The organism is Nostoc sp. UHCC 0302 (assembly GCF_038096175.1).
GTDB lineage: Bacteria > Cyanobacteriota > Cyanobacteriia > Cyanobacteriales > Nostocaceae > UHCC-0302.
Map to the genome: position 1 here is coordinate 7,674,555 of NZ_CP151099.1, position 18,268 is coordinate 7,692,822.

An 18,268-nucleotide genomic window follows, 5' to 3' on the forward strand; every position below is an offset into this window, starting at 1 on the left:
AATTATAAGGCTTTGAGATAGTTAGTGATAATTTAGAGGCATAAAAATTAACTCCTAATTTCTAAAAATTTATGATTTTTGCTACTAGCTAAGTTGGCAGAACTAAGCTACCAATTCTTAACCTAACTAATCCGCAAACTGTTAAAATAATCTGCTCATACGTCTCAAGCTTTAAGCGAAATCTTTGTGAGGCTATGCGGAATATTTTAAGTAATCGAATCAAATGTTCAATGAATATCCGATTACTAGATAAAGCCTTATTTTCATCTTTTTGCTGTTGAGTTAATTCTCGTTTTGGTTTCTTTTTATGAGGAGTAGTGATATTCTCACCTCCTTGAAAGCCTTTATCACCTGAAAAGGGTTGAGATTTATCAAATTTATTTTGAGATTGACGAAACAATTTTATATCTGCTGTTGGCCCAGGAACACCTACTTCTACCTCTACAATATCTTTGCCTTCTGGTATGCCAATTATCAGACTTTTTAATGTATGTTGTCTCTTCTTTCCAGAAAAATATTTCTGTTGCTCTTTTTGGTCAGAATCCCTATATATTGGCTGTTCTAAGCTATCGACTAATAGCCTAAAATTTGTTAATACTTCTTGAACAAATAGTAAATCACTTTCATTATTTGATACTTGTTCTAATAAACTAGCAGGTAATATATCACGAAGAATTGGTATCCAGTCGTGAAATGTATCATTAGCTTCGGTTTTGGAAACACCAAATAGCATTCCTAATACTTGGAATGTTGGCATCTGTCTTAGATAAAATAGACATAAACATACTTGTTCTTCGGTTGATAACTTTTCGGGACGACCACCACCAGCCGCATTAATTCTAATTTTATGACTCTCTTGTTTAGCTTTGATGTATCGATTTCGTTTTAAGGCGCAATTTAGCAGTGATTGCAATTGTTCGTAACTAATCCCTAAAATCTGTTTTGTTCGTAGTGGATACTTTTGTATATAATCTAAAATCATAACTAATTGTGGAAAATGGTAGACGCCCAATCTAACGTTTTACCATTTTTCTTTTCCTAAGTTAATATTTCGGACAAGTTTACTAGATGCATGGCATAAGTCAAAAAGTTCATGAAAGATTCCCGTTGACTGTTAGAAGGTGATATTTCTTATACTAATCCTCGTTTTTAATTTGTTGCTTGCATCTTCGAGGCACAAGGTAAGAAAGCCTATATAGGAATCATATTTAATTTTTGAAATTATCTGCGTAGGCGGGGAGTGGGAATTAGGGACTAGGGAATCAGGGTTTTCGAGTTGAGGGCGAGTTTTTTCAAAAATCAAATCATAGCCATATATAGTAAGTTTTTATTAGTTATTTTAGTCATGCTGTATTATCTTTGATAAGATTTAGCACTATTTGAAGCCATCTATTATTTACAAATACTGAGTTAAGGTAGCTTATGGTTGGGAATGCACAATCCAACTCTGTATATTTATTAATGCACCCAAAAATGATTGGTAAAAGCGAACAGTGTCTTGAAATACTTGGGTGATTGCACGTAAAATTGTTAGAAGTTATCAAAGTTTTATAAACATAACAAAAGGTATTAATTGCTATGGCAGTAGATCAGTCAACTCATATATAGTTATCCAACATATCTTCTCATTTGGCTAGTATCATCCCTCAGAGATATTTTGGTGATTTTTAATGAAAACATTAACTAAGCAAGCGCGATTTTGGCTTTGCACGACTATTATTGTTTTGGGTTTGCTAGGCTGCGATCGCCTTGTCGGTAATTCGGGAGACGTAGTTGAGCGAGTCAGCGATGGCGATACTATAGTAGTCAAAGATACTGATGGCAAAAATTTTACTGTGCGCTTTGCTTGTCTGGATGCACCAGAAATAGCTCATTCTAATAAAGAAAAACAGAGTAGACGCAGCAGCGATCGCAATCAATTTAGTTGGGGTGTAAAAGCACAAGAACGAGTAAAAGAACTGGTGGAACAAGGAGGCGATCGCGTAACTTTGAATATTACCGATAGCGATCGCTACGGCAGGAAGATAGCAGAAGTCCGGTTGAGAAATGGTACTCTTGTACAACAAGTTCTGTTGCAGGAAGGGTTGGCAAAAGTCTATCGTCCCTATTTAAATAAGTGTCCTAGTAGAGACATAGTTCAACAAGCCGAAGCCCAAGCCAAACAACAACGGCTTGGTGTGTGGCGTGATGCTAAGTTTGTCAATCCGTGGGAGTATCGCACTCTCAATAAATAAAGCTGATAATTTCTTCTTTCCGTTTATGGAACTCACTTAGTATGACGCCTGCGATCGCACAATTTACATGAGTGCTGGAGACTTCCAAAAAAATATCTAGTAGGATACGTTAGGCTTAGCGTCATAACGCACAGCCTAACAAATAAATAGGTGCGTTACGCTGTCGCGTTAACACACCCTACGACCTAAATTCCATTTTCGTTTTTAAAACAACCTGCTTTTAGTGAAAAAATCATGTTCCTAAAAAACAAATCGTGATTTTAGTAACAACAGCTTTGTAAATTTAGGGTAACAACCTTTATTTCTCACTGATTGCATTCTGAATTCTGACTCCTATTTTAATTTAGGAACCAGCCCTAAATGCTGGTTGTTGCGCCTGAATATCTTTGACTTTGACAAAAGTGCTTGCTCCCTGAGTTCCGTAGCGATTAACTGCGGAGACTGCTACACTGTCAACCTGTGTATTGTTGAGAATGTAGGAATTTTGCCCAATCGGTAAGATATTCGTAGTCCACTGATTACCCGTTTTTGTCTGTACAACCCATAACCAAACGTTTGTTTTATCTGTTGGTTGCCAGTAAAGCTGAATTTTATCACTAGTTCCAGCTTGATAAATTTTTACATCGGGTTTACTTGGTAGAGATGCATTTAACCACGGTGATGCTGGTATTAAAGCAGGATTTGCATAAACATCCTTTGATAACAAATCCGAAATTCCGTTACGATTTTGCATCAAAGGTTTCATGCTAAAGTGAACGTTGCCATCAGCTCCAGAATAACCGCGCGTCACCTTGATTTGAGAGAGGATTTCATTAGCAGGCCAAGCTGTGCGGCTATTACCATTATTTGCTACACGACTAGTATAAATTCCTGGCCAGATATGTCTGCCTTTGGTATTTTGCTCTACCCACCAGTTTAGCAAGACAGGATAACTCTGTTGAGTTTGCTCAATCTTCCAATATAATTGCGGAGAAAGGTAATCTAACCAGCCATTCGCTAGCCATTTTCGCGAATCAGCATATAGGTGATCGTAAGCATCGAAACTTCCTGAACTATTTCCACTTGTTATCTGTTTCGGATAGCCAGGTTTCCAAATGCCAAAGGGACTAATTCCGAATTTCACCCAAGGCTTTTGGGTTTTAATACTCAAATACAAACGCTGAACAAATGTATTGATATTTTCCCGCCGCCAGTCATCACGGCTTTGTGTGCCTCCTGAGTGGAGATATTTCTGCCAACTCATTTCATCAGGAAAATCAATAATTTTATTGTTTTTGGTTTTTTCCGGGTAAGGATAAAAGTAGTCATCAATATGAACGCCGTCAATATCATATCGCTGAACAACATCCATAATTACCTTGAGGGAGTAATCTTGAGCTGCCTTTTCTCCTGGGTCTAGCCAAAGAAACTTGCCGTACTGCTTGACAAACTCTGGATGTGTTTTGCTGACGTGATTAGCAGAAATTGCAGTTCTAGTTTGGGCAAGGCGTGCGCGATAAGGGTTAAACCAAGCGTGTAATTCTAAACCTCTCTTATGCGCCTCTGCTACTGCAAAAGTTAAAGGATCATAATTTGGTTCTGGTGCTTTACCCATCTGTCCAGTTAAATACTGTGACCAAGGTTCGTAGGGAGATGAGTAAAGTGCATCACAAGCAGGACGTACTTGAAAGATAACTGCATTCAGTTTTAATTTTACCGCTCGGTCAAGTATGGCAATCAGTTCCGCTTTTTGTTGGTCGGTGGTTAAACCGGGTCTAGAAGGCCAATCAATATTTTCTACGGTAGCAATCCAAACACCGCGAAATTCTCTGGTTGGCGATGGCGGGACGATAGTTTCTGATTTGCGTGGAGGGTCAATAGCTTGAACAGAAGCACTGGTAAAAAGTAACAATCCACTGAGGAAAAGAGCTTTGATGTTCACAAGATTCTTGAAGAGTTCCCAAAAGATTAAACTATAGTCGGAGTTTTTGTATCTAAACCATTGGAAAAGTTTTCTGCACCTTCCTTGCGCCTTACTTCTTTGGACATATTTCGGGGGATAGCGATCGCCTCTATGATTCTAGTTAACAATCCCGGAAGTTGGGATTATGTCTATCCCCTTTTAGACCATGCCAAGTGGAACGGTTGCACACCGCCGGATCTGGTTTTTCCGTTCTTTTTGTTCATTATCGGTGTGGCAATGCCTTTTTCGTTTGCCAAGTACATCTCAGAAAATCGCCCTACTACTGCTGTTTATTGGCGAATTCTCCGTCGCGGGGTCGTACTGTTTGCTCTTGGTTTGCTGCTAGCTTTGTTTTCTCTAAGCTTGGATTGGCTGGTAAAAGGTGTACTCCCTAATTTCAGCACTATGCGGATTATGGGAGTCTTGCAACGCATCAGCTTAGTTTATGTATTAGCCGCTTTAGCTGTCCTGAATCTTTCTTGGCGCTGGTTGTGGACATTAGTAATTATCGTGCTAGTTGGCTACTGGGGAGCAATGCAACTAATTCCCGTCCCTGGTTACGGTGCAGGAAACCTTACCCCAGAAGGTAACTTGGGAGGTTATATTGACCGCATCATTTTGGGGACACAACATCTGTTTCGAGGCGGGCCTTTTGACCCTGAAGGTTTATTTAGCACTTTGCCAGCAGTTGTCACTGTTCTCTTTGGTTACTTCACAGGTGATTGGTTACGAAAACAGACTGTGACCAGCCGCACCAGTGTAAATATTGTCATTTTCGGGCTAATCTGTTTGGTTATTGGGCAATTATGGGGTTTTGTCTTCCCAATTAATAAACAACTGTGGACAAGTTCTTACGTTCTGTTTACAGCTGGTTGGGCAATGTTGGTGTTAGCTATTTGTTACGAGTTGATAGAGGTACGAGGTTTTAGACGTTGGGGATTCCCACTTGAAGTTATGGGGTTAAATGCAATTTTTTTGTTTGTCGGTTCTGGTTTTTTGACTAGAATTTTAATTAAAACGTACGTTGGCAGCGGTACTAAACCCACAACTACATACACCTGGATTTATGAGCATTTTTTTCGCCCTTGGGCGGGTACATTTAATGGTTCTTTATTATTTGCGATCGCAATGGTGTTACTTTGGTGGGTAATTCTCTATGGAATGTATAATCGTCGTTGGTTTCTGAAAATTTAATACCAATATAAAATTACACGGTATTTTACTAATAACAATGAAAAAAGTTATTATTATTGGTGCTGGCCCTTGTGGAGTTTTACTAGCAAATTATTTATTGCGTCGTGGCAATCAATATAAAATCGAAATTTACGAACGCCGTAGTGATCCTCGAAAAGCCTCTTTAGTCAACTCTAGAACTATCCCTTATGGCATCAATGAAAGAGGGCTAAGAGCTTTGAGAAAAATAGATGGGCTAGAAGCCGCAGTTAAAGCAACTTGTGTAGATAATCATGGGAGTATAATATATCAGAAAAATGGCATAACAGAGAATCGGCATAGAAAAAATATATTTAATAGCGACCGAACTAGTATATTAATATCTCTGTTATCAACATTAACTGAAAATTACAACAAAAACCAAATTGAAATTCATTTCGATTGCCAATGTACTGGTCTTGATTTTGATGCAAAAACTGTTAGCTTTGAGAAAATTATAGAAGCAGCATCAGACAAAGATCCAGAAGAATTTACAGTTAATTATGACCTCTTAGTTGGCGCAGATGGAGCGCGTTCAGTAGTGAGAACGCATTTTTTAAACACAGATTTTTTTGAATTTCAACAAGAGTATGCTAATGCTTGCTACAAAACAGTTTTTTTGCTAAGTAACAAAGAAAAAATCAGTCGCAACTTGAAACCTAATTTTATTCATGTTTGGAGAATAGAAGAAGGGGTAACTTTTGGTATAGTTCCGCAATTAGAGGAAAAGTTTATTGGAATTTTATTCTTCCCACGAAAGGCAAATCAAGTAGTTGATTTATCTACAAAAGAAGAAGTAATGGCATTCTTTCAGCAGAATTTGCCAGAGGTTGCACCGCTAATTTCTGAAGAAGAAGCAGAAGCTTTTTTGAAAAGACCAATAGGAACACAATTAAGAACACGCTGCGATCGCTATCATTATCGTGACAGTGTGGTAATTATGGGAGATGCTGCTCATGCTATTTCTTCAACCCTTGGTCAAGGTTGTAATAATGCATTTGAGGATGTGCTGATTTTTGATAGTCTTTTAGATGAATATTCTGATGATTGGGGTACTGCTATAGAGCAGTTTACTATCCGCCGACAGCCAGATGCTTACGCACTATGGGAACTTGATACAAACGTTATTCCTACCTCTAAAACTTTATTTACCGAACTCATCTTCAGGGAAAGTTTTGCAAAGATTATGCACAAACTATTTCCTCAGTTTTTTGTACCACCTTTGCGGGAATTATTATCTGCCAGTACAGTTCCTTATTCAGATATTCTCAAATATTATCAAGGTTGGATTTCAAAGGTGAAGAATTCTAATAAAAAGTTGTTTGCTCGTTAGAACTAATTAGATTATCGACACGATAATCTAATTAATTTTACATAGTGATTCGCCTATATAGAAATCTTATAGCAATCCTAAATCATTTGTGAACAACAATAACCCCGGTTTTTCAGAGAAACTGGGGTTTTTAGCTTTGCGATTTTCCTAAATCCGACGTGAGTTCGACGGATCTAAAAAACCCTCTCCAAATCTCTTCCCCACAGGGACAGAGGCTTTGAAACCCTGGTTTTTTCGGTGAAAACTAATACCAATTCAATTAATGATTGCAACACATCCTTGGGTGAAGACGCGATTCATCGCGTCTCTACAGCATTTTCAAATTGGTATTATTTTACAATTCTACTTTTAATAAAATATAAAAAATTATTTCAACTCTTGTCATTAAGCGTCTTAGCTGCTTTAAAGCGCGATGAATTACGTTATTAAACTCATATATATAAATTAATTTATTAAATCAATTTATTTTCCAATTATTTTTAACTAAATGTAAAGATAGATGTAGTTTTTTGTCTTTTTGAGTTCATACTTAAGATATTGATGAAACCTACTATAGAGGGATGAAATAAGGAAAGTTTCTGTTAACGAGAACGTCAATTTTTGCTGTTGAAGCTGTATCTAAGTTTTAACAGAGAAGGAAAGGCACAAAGTACTTTTAAACCCTACAACTGGTATTCATCCTAACTAGAGCCAATTCCTGAAAATAGGTTTTATTACTCATGCTCAATCTGTCGGTTTCCGATTTTCAACACAATCAACAACTGCTTGACGCTACTGGCTGGAACGTTATTGAAACGGAGTTTGACCCCACGCAGCTACACCATAAAGAAACCGTCTTCACACTTGGCAACGGTTTCTTAGGAACGCGGGGTAGTTTCGAGGAAGGGTATCCTCAAGATTTTTCAGCAACATTGATTCACGGCGTATACGATGACGTCCAAATTGCTCATACTGAACTAGTCAACTGCCCTAGCTGGCTGCCATTGGTGGTAAAAGTGGCAGGGGAAAGCTTTAGCATGGATAGTGGTGAAATTCTCAACTACGAGCGTCGGCTTGACCTACGTTTGGGTTTAGTTAGCCGTGATGTGCGGTGGCGTAGCCATAATGGTCATACCTTAGACTTCCACTTCGAGCGTTTCACTAGTTTGGCAGATCAACACGTTTTGGCAATCCGTTGTCAAATCACATCCTTAGATTTTGAGGGTGATGTTACTGTCGAAGTTGGGTTTGATGCCAAACCAGATACCCAAGGCACACAACACTGGCAAACCCTAAGTCAAGGTGGAGCAGATCATATTCTCTGGCTACACAGCCAGACTCTCCACTCAGAGATTCAACTGGGGATGGCAGCTAAGTTAGTGGTAGAAGGTGATGATACTGCACCAATCCGCGTTGAAAATCCTTCTCATTCTCCAACCTTGGCAAGCACTTTTGAGTTCGTCCCCGGAAAAACGGTGACTGTAGAAAAGATTGTCACTGTGTTTACTTCACGAGAAACAGAAAATCCGATCGCAGCAGCACTAGAAAGATTAGCTGATGAACCCAGGTACACAACTCTGCTAGCAGCTCACATCGCTGCCTGGGATCAGGTGTGGCAAGACAGTGACATTATTATAGAAGGCGATCGCCTTTCGCAATTGAGCGTTCGTTACAATCTCTTTCAACTATTGGCAGTAGCACCACGTCAAGACGACAGAGTGAGCATTCCTCCCAAAACGCTGTCTGGCTTTGCCTACAGCGGACATATCTTTTGGGACACAGAAATTTTCATCCTTCCTTTTTTAACCTTAACTCAACCAGCCCTGGCGCGTAATTTGCTCACATACCGCTATCACACCTTACCAGGAGCGCGACGCAAAGCCCAAGAAGCGGGTTATCAAGGCGCAATGTTTGCTTGGGAAAGTGCCACTACTGGCGATGAAGTCACTCCCCGGTGGGTTCCAGGTGCTAACGGTGAATTAGTGCGGATTTGGTGCGGTGACATTGAAGTGCATATCACCGCTGACGTAGCTTATGCAGTCTGGCATTACTGGCAAACTACCGACGATGATGACTGGATGCGGGATTATGGTGCAGAAATTATCCTCGATACCGCTGTTTTCTGGGAAAGTCGGGTGCAGTGGAACCAAGAACGCCACAGTTATGACATTTTAGATGTGATTGGCCCAGATGAAAATCACGATCGCGTCGATAATAATGCCTTCACCAATCTGATGGTACAGTGGCACTTACAATCAGCTTTAGCGTTGTGGGACTGGTTTAAACAAGCTTATCCCGAAATTTCAGCAGATTTGGTGCAAAAACTCAACTTAACTACAGAACGTCTGCATCGTTGGACAGAAATTCAAGAACGTCTATTTATCAATGAAGATGTTGAAACAGGTTTAATTGAGCAGTTTGAGAGCTTTTACCAGCTAGAACACGTCAACCTTGCCGATTATGAACCACGCACTCAATCTCTACAAGGATTGCTGGGAATTGAAGCCACTAGCCAAAAGCAAATTCTCAAGCAGCCGGATGTGTTGATGCTTTTGTATTTGCTACGCGATCGCTACGATTATAAAACCATCGCTACCAACTGGGACTATTACACTCAGCGTACCGACCATAGTTATGGTTCCTCACTCGGCCCAGCAATTCACGCCATCTTAGCTTGTGACCTGAATCAGCCAAGTCTAGCCTACACGCATTTTATGCGAGCAGCCTTAGTAGACTTAGAAGATGTCAGGCTCAATGCAGGTGAAGGAATTCACGCCGCCAGTGCTGGAGGTGTTTGGCAAGCTGTAGTTTTTGGCTTTGGTGGTATCCGCATGACACAATTTGGCCCCATTGCTTGTGCAAATCTGCCTTCAGGCTGGACACGCTTGAAATTTCGGCTTAAATGGCGCAACGAGTGGTTTGACTTCGACTTGGGAGCAGAATCAGAAGTAAAAGTTCCCAGTTTGGCAGATACCTACTCAACAATTAAAGGCGTAATCTTTGATTTAGACGGTGTTTTAACTGATACCTCAGAGTTTCACTATTTAGGCTGGAAGCGGCTAGCAGAAGAAGAGGGCATCCCTTTTAATAGGGAAGCAAACGAAGCGATGCGAGGATTGCCACGGCGGGAATCACTATTGCAAATTTTAGGCGATCGCACCGTCACTGAAGAGCAAATTCAAGAGATGATGGAGCGAAAAAATCGCTACTACCTGGAACTGATGCAGCAGATTACTAGCGCTGATTTACTTCCTGGAGTGACAAATTTGTTAGAAGAACTACGAGCCGCTGGGATTAAAGTAGCATTGGGTTCATCCAGTAAAAATGCCCAGTCTGTAATTGAACGATTGGGCATTGAGGATAAATTAGATGCAATAGCCGATGGCTACAGTGTTTCTCAATCAAAACCAGCACCAGACGTCTTTCTGTTTGCTGCCCAACAACTTGGCTTGTCACCGTCACACTGTATCGTAGTGGAAGATGCAACAGCAGGTATCGAAGCTGCTCATGCTGCTGGTATGCAGGTTGTCGGGCTAGGCCCAGTTGCGCGAGTGGGTAGGGCTAATGTGGTTTTATCTAGTCTAGAAGGTGTGTCTTGGCAAGACTTGCACCAGCAGTTAGCTAACAGCGAGAAAATAGGCGCACTCGTAGAAGCGAGAGTGTAACACCCATTCACCTTTGGTAGAGACGCGCTGTTTAAAGCGTCTCTACAATGATTTGTCACATTCTTTTTTCAAATTGGGATTTCGAGATAGCGATCGCTTAAACAATTTCTACCATGCGATCGCTCTCCTTATTAACTTAGCCTAAGAGTTAATTACCATTAGAATCGTAGATTGGCCCAACAGATGAGTGACTTGAAAACGTTGAATTTCTTTCCTCAACACCATTGCACAATTTAATAAAATCGAGTACGCCGCTACTTTTTCTCTTTATAAAGATTACTACGATGTCCAACTTCTACAATAATTATCAACAAAATATTATCGATTATCTCGTATATAACGCGATAATCACCTACTCTAATTCGATAACTGTTATCTCTAGCTTTTAGTTTTTTAACACCGTCTGGACGGGGTTCTATCGCTAAATCATCAATTTTTAGTTGTATACGTTCCTGAAGTTCTGGCGATAATTTTTTAAGTTGTTTTAATGCACCCTTGGAAATTTCAACTTGATAACTCACGCCACTTTCTTGTTTATTTATTTTTTAACTTCTTCCCAGCTTACAGTACCGTTAATCAGCATATCTTCTTTACCCTTATCATAGGCTTTTAAGTCTTCTTCTTCTTCTTCTTCTTCAATCCGCTCTAATAATGCGAGAATTTCGTCTAAAGTGCTATCGTAAGCTTGGGTTAGCAGTACGTTGATAGCTTTGATAATTTCTTCTCTTTCGATTTCTGTTTTCATGTTTAGACCCATAAATATTGAATGTAGATACAACAATTCCCACGAAAAAATCTAATTATCCTACAAACAGTTATCATGTTATAGCCATTCTTCGTTGCATAATTCGATACAAAATTATATCACGGGTCTAGGGAATAGTGCCGTGTCCCTAGCAGTGTATTGGATTGAACTGAGAACCGCTATAAGTAATCTTAGACCGGGATGTAAGTCAATAAATGAACAAAAATATTTACAGTTATTGTCAGCGGAGCAAAACATAAGTCCTTTTCCTAAAGGAGACGCTAAATCTGTATTTAAATTAGCTTTTAAATCTGACAAATTCCCTTTAGAACTTGTAACAACTGATTTGAACGCTCTCTTTCCATGAAATTTAATTCTGGCAACAGGTAATAAATAAGAATATCTCCTTGGTCAAGATAGACAAACTGATAACTTCTACCATTAGTTGTTAATCCCCAAACTGATTTTTGATTATCTAAATTTTTATAAGCGTATGTAAGTAGCTGAGGTAAACCTGCCGATATATCAATCTGACTATTTTTAGATTCAATTAACAGTACCCAAAAATATATTTGAGGTTTCGTCTGTTTAGCTTTACTGATAGCTAAAATATCAAATCTTACTTTAATTTTAATATCTTCATCTTCAACTTCAATATCAGCAATATTTTCCTCTAAAAGAATCTCGATAGGATAGCGATAAAAACCAGCTAATCTTAGTAAAGGAGCAACTACAAGAAACTTTGCCTGACCTTCAGAAACTTTACCTGCTGTCAAGTAGCGTCGAAAGTCATTTCTAATTTGTAGAAGTTCTTGTTGTTCTGCTTCCGGGAGAGGTTCTAGAGATAAGTAGTGAGAAAATGAGTCACTGTATTGTTCTTGAAAGCCAAACAGACGCTGAACTTCTTCTAAGGATAAATTGCGAGCGTTGAGAATTGTCATATATTTTTGATTGACTCAAGTGCAATCTAATCTCTAATCAAAATTCCCCACATAAAACCTATCTTAACCGCTGGTTGACTGACAAACGTCCTTAAAGCCTTGTCCCTTCATTTCTGTCCCGTTTAAGAATCGATTGTCGTTTAATCGGATTCATCCACTCTTCTAAGCGACTAAATGCTTGTGAAGAAAATAACGTTAAACATAAATAAACCACTGCTATACCCGCGTAAATTTCAAAGGCACGATAATTGTCAGCAACAATTAACTGTCCTTTGCGTACCAATTCTTCAAACCCAATCACAGAGACTAAGCTAGTATCCTTCAATAAACTGATAAACTCATTACCCAAAGGTGGAATCATCCGCCGGAAAGCTTGGGGAAAAATTACATAGCTCATCGTTTGTACAGAACTTAAACCTAGTGACTGTGCAGCTTCTGCTTGTCCTGGTTCAATTGATTGAATCCCTGCACGCACAACTTCGGCAATATAGGCGGCGCTATTCAAACTTAAAGCAATTACTCCTGCTAGAAGGCGGTCAAAAGTAAACGTGAAACCAAGTTGTTGGAAAATTGCTGGTAACCCAAAATAAATCATATAAATTTGCACCAGCAAAGGCGTTCCCCGAAAAAAATCCACATACGCCCTCGCTAACCATCGCACAGGTGTAATCTTAGAAAGGCGGACAATACCAATAAGGGAACCACCAATTAAACCAAACACTACAGAAAGTATTGTTAATTGTAGGGTCACCAACGCACCCTGTAAGAGAGTTGGCAAAGCCTGCAAAATTACAGCAATTGACGTAAATATCCCTGATACATCAGCGCTAGTCTGGTTCTCAAATGGTGATTTCGCTGGTAATGATGTGGGCGGCTCAACTTTAAACCATTTTTGGTAAATTTGCGAATAAGTGCCATTTTCCAACACCCTATTCAAACCATTGTTGATTAGTGCTAAATACGGCGAGTTTTTCGCTGTAGCAATTCCATAAAATTCCTCTGTTAGCAATTGCTGTACTACTTTAATTCCCTTAAGATTACCTGTATTAATTGCATACAAAGTAACAGGTGCATCATTAATTACCGCATCCACATTACCATTAAGCAATTCTTGCAAGGCAATAGGCGCAGAATCAAAACTCCGAATTTGCACTCCTGGAATACTTTTAGCCTTTGCAGCCCCAGTTGTACCAATTTGTACCGCAATTTTTTTATTTTGGAGGCTGTCAAAGCCAGTAATATTTTGATTGTCAGAACGGATTGCGATCGCTAACCCAGCCTTAAAATAAGGACGTGAAAAAGAAACACTCTTTGCCCGTTCCTCTGTAATCGTAATTGAACTAATCGCGGCATCTACCGTTTTCGCTTGTAATGCTGGGATAATGCCATCAAAAGGCAAACTTTGAAAATTAACTTTAAAGTTAGCAGAGGAAGCGACCGCATTCATCAAATCAATAGAAAAACCCTGTAACCCACCACCTTGTCCCTGAAACTCAAAAGGTGGAAACGCTGGTTCAGTCGCAACCCGCAAACTTCTCCCCACACCGGAATTTACACCACAGCCAGCCAATAACAAACAACTCAAACCAACAACCACAAACCAGCGCAGCCTACTTATGCAACCAAACTTAGCCATATATTTTTTCCCTCTGTGTCCTTGGCGACTTGGTGAAGCAGTGCTGAATCCGAAGGACGGTTAGTTAAAAATACTACAATCAACCATAGAGCAGCACAAATAGGCAATGAATAATTCTACCTCTGCCCTGATTTTTGAAAATATTGAAAAAAGCTTTGGTTCCCTCAAAGTCCTCAAGGGAATAACTGGCGAAATCAAACGAGGAGAAGTCGTTGCAGTGATTGGTTCCTCTGGCTGTGGTAAAAGTACTCTATTACGCTGCTTCAACCGCCTAGAAACCATTGACAACGGACGCTTAATAGTTAACGGGATCAACATATCTCAAGCAGCTGCCAACTATAGTCAATTACGGCAACTGCGGACACAAGTAGGCATGGTTTTTCAGCAGTTTAACCTGTTTCCTCATCTCAGTGTTTTAGAAAATATGACACTTGCCCCTCGTAAAGTTTTGGGTAAAACACCAAAAGAAAGCGCCCAACTAGCAGGGTTGTATTTAGAAAAAGTCGGTTTGTTTGATAAAGCCTCTAGTTATCCCGAACAACTTTCTGGCGGACAAAAGCAACGGGTAGCCATAGCCCGCAGTTTGTGTATGAATCCCCAGATTATGCTATTCGACGAACCCACCAGCGCTCTAGATCCAGAACTTGTGGGCGAAGTTCTGCAAGTAATGCAGCAATTAGCAGTAGAGGGAATGACGATGGTGATTGTCACCCATGAAATGCAATTTGCGCGAGAAGTAGCAAATCAGGTGATTTTTTTAGATAAAGGTATTATTGCAGAACAAGGTGCAGCGTATGAAGTTCTGACTAATCCGCAAAGCGATCGCTTGCGTATTTTCCTAAGTCGCCTAAACGCGAGATAATTAGAGGGCAGGAAGCCAGGGAAAATAACTCTAGACTTTTGTACAGACGCGTAGACGCAGGGAGTGCGGCTTCTCGTAAGAGTATAATCGCGTCTCTACTCTTAGCTCAGCACTACTTAAAGATATTCACGTAAAAAATCAAATGGGTCGTCTTCCCAACATGGTTCAGGTGTTCGCCAATATAAATTACTATTGATGTCAGCTTCAATTTCATCACCGTCGTCTCTGTCAAACAGATCGGTTAAAGCATTCCAGTCACGCTCTTTTAGAGACGTAAACGATTCGGCATATACCTGTAGATTATTTGAGTAATTCACGCGCTAAAGTTGTATTGACTGTCGCAAACAATTAGTCTAAGAGTTTTTAATAACGGTATTCTGCCTTTGACCAGTTTTAATTAAAAATTAAAGATTAAAAATTGAGAAGAATAATTTTTAATTAATTTATTTTGGGTACAAGCCCCCACTGCATCAAGCATTCAGTAGTCTACAATCAGCGGTGGGTTCAAGCCCCGACTAATTGCAATTTTGAATTTTACATTTTTAATTTTTAATTGGTTTGATACCCGCAGCCGAAATAATTAGGCTAAAACTATAAATTGTAGACGGCTCTCACGAGTTTCTCACACCTTAAATAAGAGTGCCATAGTAAATTTTACATAATTGCCAGCTTAATTTACGCAGACCTGAACAATCCTTCAGGCTAAGACTCGACTAATTCTACAGCAAACACTTCTGCAAAGGACTGTGCAACAACCAGACGTACCTCTTGGCAAGTGAGACCTGGAATCCATTTTGCTAAACTACCTACAGGTTTATCAGAAATGCCACACGGTATAATGCGCTCAAAGCCTGTCATATCCGGACAAACATTTAATGAAAAGCCGTGCATGGTAATCCAACGGCTAACTTTAATACCAATAGCGGCAACTTTATGGCCTTGTAACCAAACACCAGTAAAACCTGTAATTCTTTCTCCCTGCAAGCCATAAATTGCCAGCACCCGAATTAATACCTCTTCGAGTTGGCGTAAGTACCAATGCAGGTCTTTATGATACCGTTGCAGATTTAAAATTGGATACCCTACGAGTTGACCCGGACAATGATAAGTGACTTCGCCACCTCGTTCAACTCTACGTACATCATGCTGGCTATTGGTAATCTCAAATTTGAGAAAATTAGAGTTGGCTCCTTGTCCCAAAGTGTAGACAGGCGGATGTTCTAGCAAGATTAACACGTCCTCAAGCCTGGGGTCATGAATGCGTTGATTGAGAAGTGATCGCTGCCATTCATGAGCATCTGAGTAAGGCATCAATCCCTGATTATATAACAAACAACGGTTTTTGTATGGTTTATCACTACGGATCATGCCAAAAATCAACTGGTATAGAGAAAGAAGTATATTTCAACTTACAGGAATGGAATCAACAAATGTCAAGCTTTGCAAAGGATTTTAAAGGAACATCAAGGGAACCTGCTTTAGAAAATACAAAGTGCTAGTTTGAATATATAACCTCGATGGTGTTGGGAGGAATTCTCTGCAATAAGCATCAAGCCAAGACAATAAGAACGAATGCACTGGCTGATGGCTCTAAATACTTAAACATATTGTTGGCATCTCAAACAGGATCAAACTGCAACCAAACCTTGTCTTCTTCATAAATAGCGAGCAAACCTCTATCAAACAAAAAACGAACAATTACAAATTTTGTCAGAGTTGCTTAATTACAGAAGGTAGTCACAGGAGCTAGCCCTTTGACTGTCTCAGGTAAACTTCTACGTAGACATCTAATTGCCTTGGAACCAATTGGAAAACAGCGCAGAGATGAAGAGGTCAATCAAGACTATAATAAGGAAACCACTCAGATGCGACAAGCTTAGAGACAACTTACAACAGTACATAAAAATAGTTCACAATTTGTTTTGGCGGCAGTGATAGACCTTACCGCAATTTCTTTTCATACAAAGCAAATTCACACATCATAATATCTCAGCGGGAGAGTTTACATGAAGCTTGTCATCCACGGCAAAAATATAGAAATCACCGATGCGATTCGAGAATATGTGCATCAAAAGATTGAAAAAGCTGTTAGTCATTTTCAAAACATCACAAATGAAGTGGATGTCCACCTAAGCGTAGCCCGTAATCCCCGAATCAATCCCAAACAAGCGGCTGAAGTCACTATTTATGCGAATGGTAGCGTCATCCGTGCCGAGGAAAGCAGCGAAAACTTATATGCCAGTATTGACTTAGTTGCAGATAAAATTGCTCGTCAACTGCGTAAATACAAAGAACGGCGTCAAGATCACAAAACTCATGCCCAACCACCAGATGAAGTAGTAGTTCCAGAGACGGTGGTAACAGATTTAATTGGCGATCGCACCCCCGAACTACCCAACGAAGTCGTCCGTACCAAATATTTTTCCATGCCGCCGATGACTCTTACAGAAGCCTTGGAACAACTACAACTAGTAGGACACGACTTTTATATGTTCCGAAATGCTGAAACTGGCGAGATTAATGTCATCTACGAACGCAACCACGGCGGCTATGGCGTGATTCAACCACGTAATAGTAACGGTCATACCAACGGCAAAAATGGCAAAGCATCCCAAGCGAATATTGTGATACCAGAAAAATCGCACTTGAGTAAATAGGGAATGGGGACTGGGGACTAGGTAATGGGGACTAGGAAAAATATTTCTATCTTATTTTCCTTACCATGCCTCATGCCTCATGCCCCATGACGCCAGTTCTCTCAAGTCGGCGGAGTCCTCCGGGTGACGCTCTCTGCGAGACGCTGCGCTAACGCTACGCTAACAGCAGTCCACGACGCTCCTCTGTCGCTACCGCTGACGTTAACGGCGGCAAAGCCGCACGTGTGGCTGCACTCACCGCCCACGAGAGTGGCTCCCCCATGCCCTACTTCACAAGCTGTTGCAGCGTTTTCAAGGTTTCTTCAACGTGACCTTTAAAGTTAAACATTGAATCAAACACGTATTGAACAACTCCGTTTTGGTCAATAACGTAAGTAACGCGCCCAGGCAATAAACCAAAAGCTGCTGTTGCACCGTAAAGTTTGCGTACTTGATCGCCTTTGTCGCTTAATAGAGTAAATGGTAGCTGGTACTTGGTGGCAAATCGCTGGTGAGATTCGTTAGAGTCAGCACTCACGCCAATAACTTCAGCACCAACGTTTTTAAAGACTTCATACTGATCTCGAAAGGCACAGGATTCAGTTGTACATCCTGGGGTGTCGTCTTTGGGGTAAAAATATAGAACAACATTTTTGCCCCGAAAATCTTGGAGGCTAACTGTTGACCCGTTTTGAGCAGACAGAGTGAAATTAGGAGCGGTATCTCCAACTTTAACTGGCATAAGCACTAATGATAACTACTTAACAAATGTACATTAACTAATTATTCGTTACTGTGGCATCCATCAGAGTATCTGGTAAAGACACAAGAATTACTATGTTTCTACGATGGATCTATACATATGAAGATTTCTATAACTCGGCATAACACATCAAGACGCTAAAAAAAGAAAAACAGATTTCATACCTTAAAGTATGAGTTAAGTTATCTGTTAACAGAAATACTCCAAAAGTTAAGCGTGGAAACCGTACTCATCTGATAGGTTTTCTGCACTATGTATCTGAGTTTAGCTAGATAGAATCGAAGTGCGGCTTTGAGTAGTGCTGTTATCTAGAAAAATTT

At 40.0% G+C, this 18,268-nt stretch carries 15 protein-coding genes; 6 read left to right on the forward strand and 9 right to left on the reverse strand.

Features of this window, described 5'->3' with window-relative positions:
• Positions 1–88 precede the first annotated feature (88 nt).
• Positions 89–982, reverse strand: a complete 894-nt coding sequence (locus tag WKK05_RS33260; protein WP_341525207.1) for a transposase family protein — start codon at positions 980–982, stop codon at positions 89–91.
• A gap of 688 nt (positions 983–1,670) precedes the next feature.
• Between WKK05_RS33260 and WKK05_RS33265 the strand changes: the two genes are divergently transcribed.
• Complete coding sequence (locus WKK05_RS33265) at positions 1,671–2,234, forward strand: thermonuclease family protein (protein ID WP_341527236.1); 564 nt, start codon at positions 1,671–1,673, stop codon at positions 2,232–2,234.
• Between the two features lie 343 nt (positions 2,235–2,577).
• Here the strand turns inward: WKK05_RS33265 and WKK05_RS33270 are convergent, their stop codons facing one another.
• A complete protein-coding gene (locus WKK05_RS33270) occupies positions 2,578–4,155 on the reverse strand; it encodes a family 10 glycosylhydrolase (protein WP_341527237.1) in 1,578 nt (525 codons plus the stop codon).
• A gap of 84 nt (positions 4,156–4,239) precedes the next feature.
• Between WKK05_RS33270 and WKK05_RS33275 the strand changes: the two genes are divergently transcribed.
• The 3 genes from WKK05_RS33275 (at position 4,240) to pgmB (ending at position 10,365) form a co-directional block, all read left to right on the forward strand.
• Positions 4,240–5,370, forward strand: a complete 1,131-nt coding sequence (locus WKK05_RS33275) for a DUF5009 domain-containing protein (RefSeq protein ID WP_341531257.1) — start codon at positions 4,240–4,242, stop codon at positions 5,368–5,370.
• Positions 5,371–5,407: 37 nt separating this feature from the next.
• A complete protein-coding gene (locus WKK05_RS33280; RefSeq protein WP_341527238.1) occupies positions 5,408–6,721 on the forward strand; it encodes an NAD(P)/FAD-dependent oxidoreductase in 1,314 nt (437 codons plus the stop codon).
• A gap of 719 nt (positions 6,722–7,440) precedes the next feature.
• Positions 7,441–10,365, forward strand: a complete 2,925-nt coding sequence (gene pgmB / locus WKK05_RS33285; RefSeq protein ID WP_341527239.1) for a beta-phosphoglucomutase — start codon at positions 7,441–7,443, stop codon at positions 10,363–10,365.
• Between the two features lie 254 nt (positions 10,366–10,619).
• Here pgmB and WKK05_RS33290 read toward each other — a convergent pair whose 3' ends face one another.
• From WKK05_RS33290 to WKK05_RS33305, 4 genes are all read right to left on the reverse strand, one after another.
• A complete protein-coding gene (locus tag WKK05_RS33290; protein WP_341527240.1) occupies positions 10,620–10,886 on the reverse strand; it encodes a type II toxin-antitoxin system RelE/ParE family toxin in 267 nt (88 codons plus the stop codon).
• Between the two features lie 17 nt (positions 10,887–10,903).
• Positions 10,904–11,110, reverse strand: a complete 207-nt coding sequence (locus WKK05_RS33295) for a hypothetical protein (RefSeq protein WP_341527241.1) — start codon at positions 11,108–11,110, stop codon at positions 10,904–10,906.
• Positions 11,111–11,415: 305 nt separating this feature from the next.
• Entirely contained in the window at positions 11,416–12,051 is a 636-nt protein-coding gene (locus WKK05_RS33300; protein ID WP_341527242.1) for a restriction endonuclease subunit R, read from the reverse strand.
• A gap of 91 nt (positions 12,052–12,142) precedes the next feature.
• Positions 12,143–13,687: an ABC transporter permease subunit gene (locus WKK05_RS33305; protein WP_341527243.1), complete on the reverse strand. Its 1,545-nt coding sequence runs from the start codon at positions 13,685–13,687 to the stop codon at positions 12,143–12,145.
• A 106-nt stretch (positions 13,688–13,793) separates the two neighbouring features.
• Here WKK05_RS33305 and WKK05_RS33310 point away from each other — a divergent pair, with 106 nt between their 5' ends.
• On the forward strand, positions 13,794–14,549 hold the full coding sequence (locus WKK05_RS33310; RefSeq protein ID WP_341527244.1) for an amino acid ABC transporter ATP-binding protein: 756 nt from the start codon (positions 13,794–13,796) through the stop codon (positions 14,547–14,549).
• A 116-nt stretch (positions 14,550–14,665) separates the two neighbouring features.
• On the opposite strand, the gene WKK05_RS33315 is transcribed toward WKK05_RS33310, so the two are convergent.
• Together WKK05_RS33315 and lipB are read right to left on the reverse strand one after the other, a co-directional pair.
• Positions 14,666–14,866 carry a hypothetical protein gene (locus tag WKK05_RS33315; protein ID WP_341527245.1) on the reverse strand — a complete coding sequence of 67 codons (201 nt, stop codon included), beginning with the start codon at positions 14,864–14,866 and terminating at the stop codon, positions 14,666–14,668.
• A gap of 385 nt (positions 14,867–15,251) precedes the next feature.
• Positions 15,252–15,917 (reverse strand): lipoyl(octanoyl) transferase LipB, encoded by a 666-nt coding sequence (lipB, locus tag WKK05_RS33320; protein ID WP_341527246.1) that lies wholly within the window; start codon positions 15,915–15,917, stop codon positions 15,252–15,254.
• A 638-nt stretch (positions 15,918–16,555) separates the two neighbouring features.
• Between lipB and raiA the strand changes: the two genes are divergently transcribed.
• On the forward strand, positions 16,556–17,206 hold the full coding sequence (raiA, locus tag WKK05_RS33325; RefSeq protein WP_341527247.1) for a ribosome-associated translation inhibitor RaiA: 651 nt from the start codon (positions 16,556–16,558) through the stop codon (positions 17,204–17,206).
• Between the two features lie 265 nt (positions 17,207–17,471).
• Here raiA and WKK05_RS33330 read toward each other — a convergent pair whose 3' ends face one another.
• Positions 17,472–17,927: a peroxiredoxin gene (locus tag WKK05_RS33330; RefSeq protein WP_341527248.1), complete on the reverse strand. Its 456-nt coding sequence runs from the start codon at positions 17,925–17,927 to the stop codon at positions 17,472–17,474.
• Between the last annotated feature and the right edge of the window lie 341 nt (positions 17,928–18,268).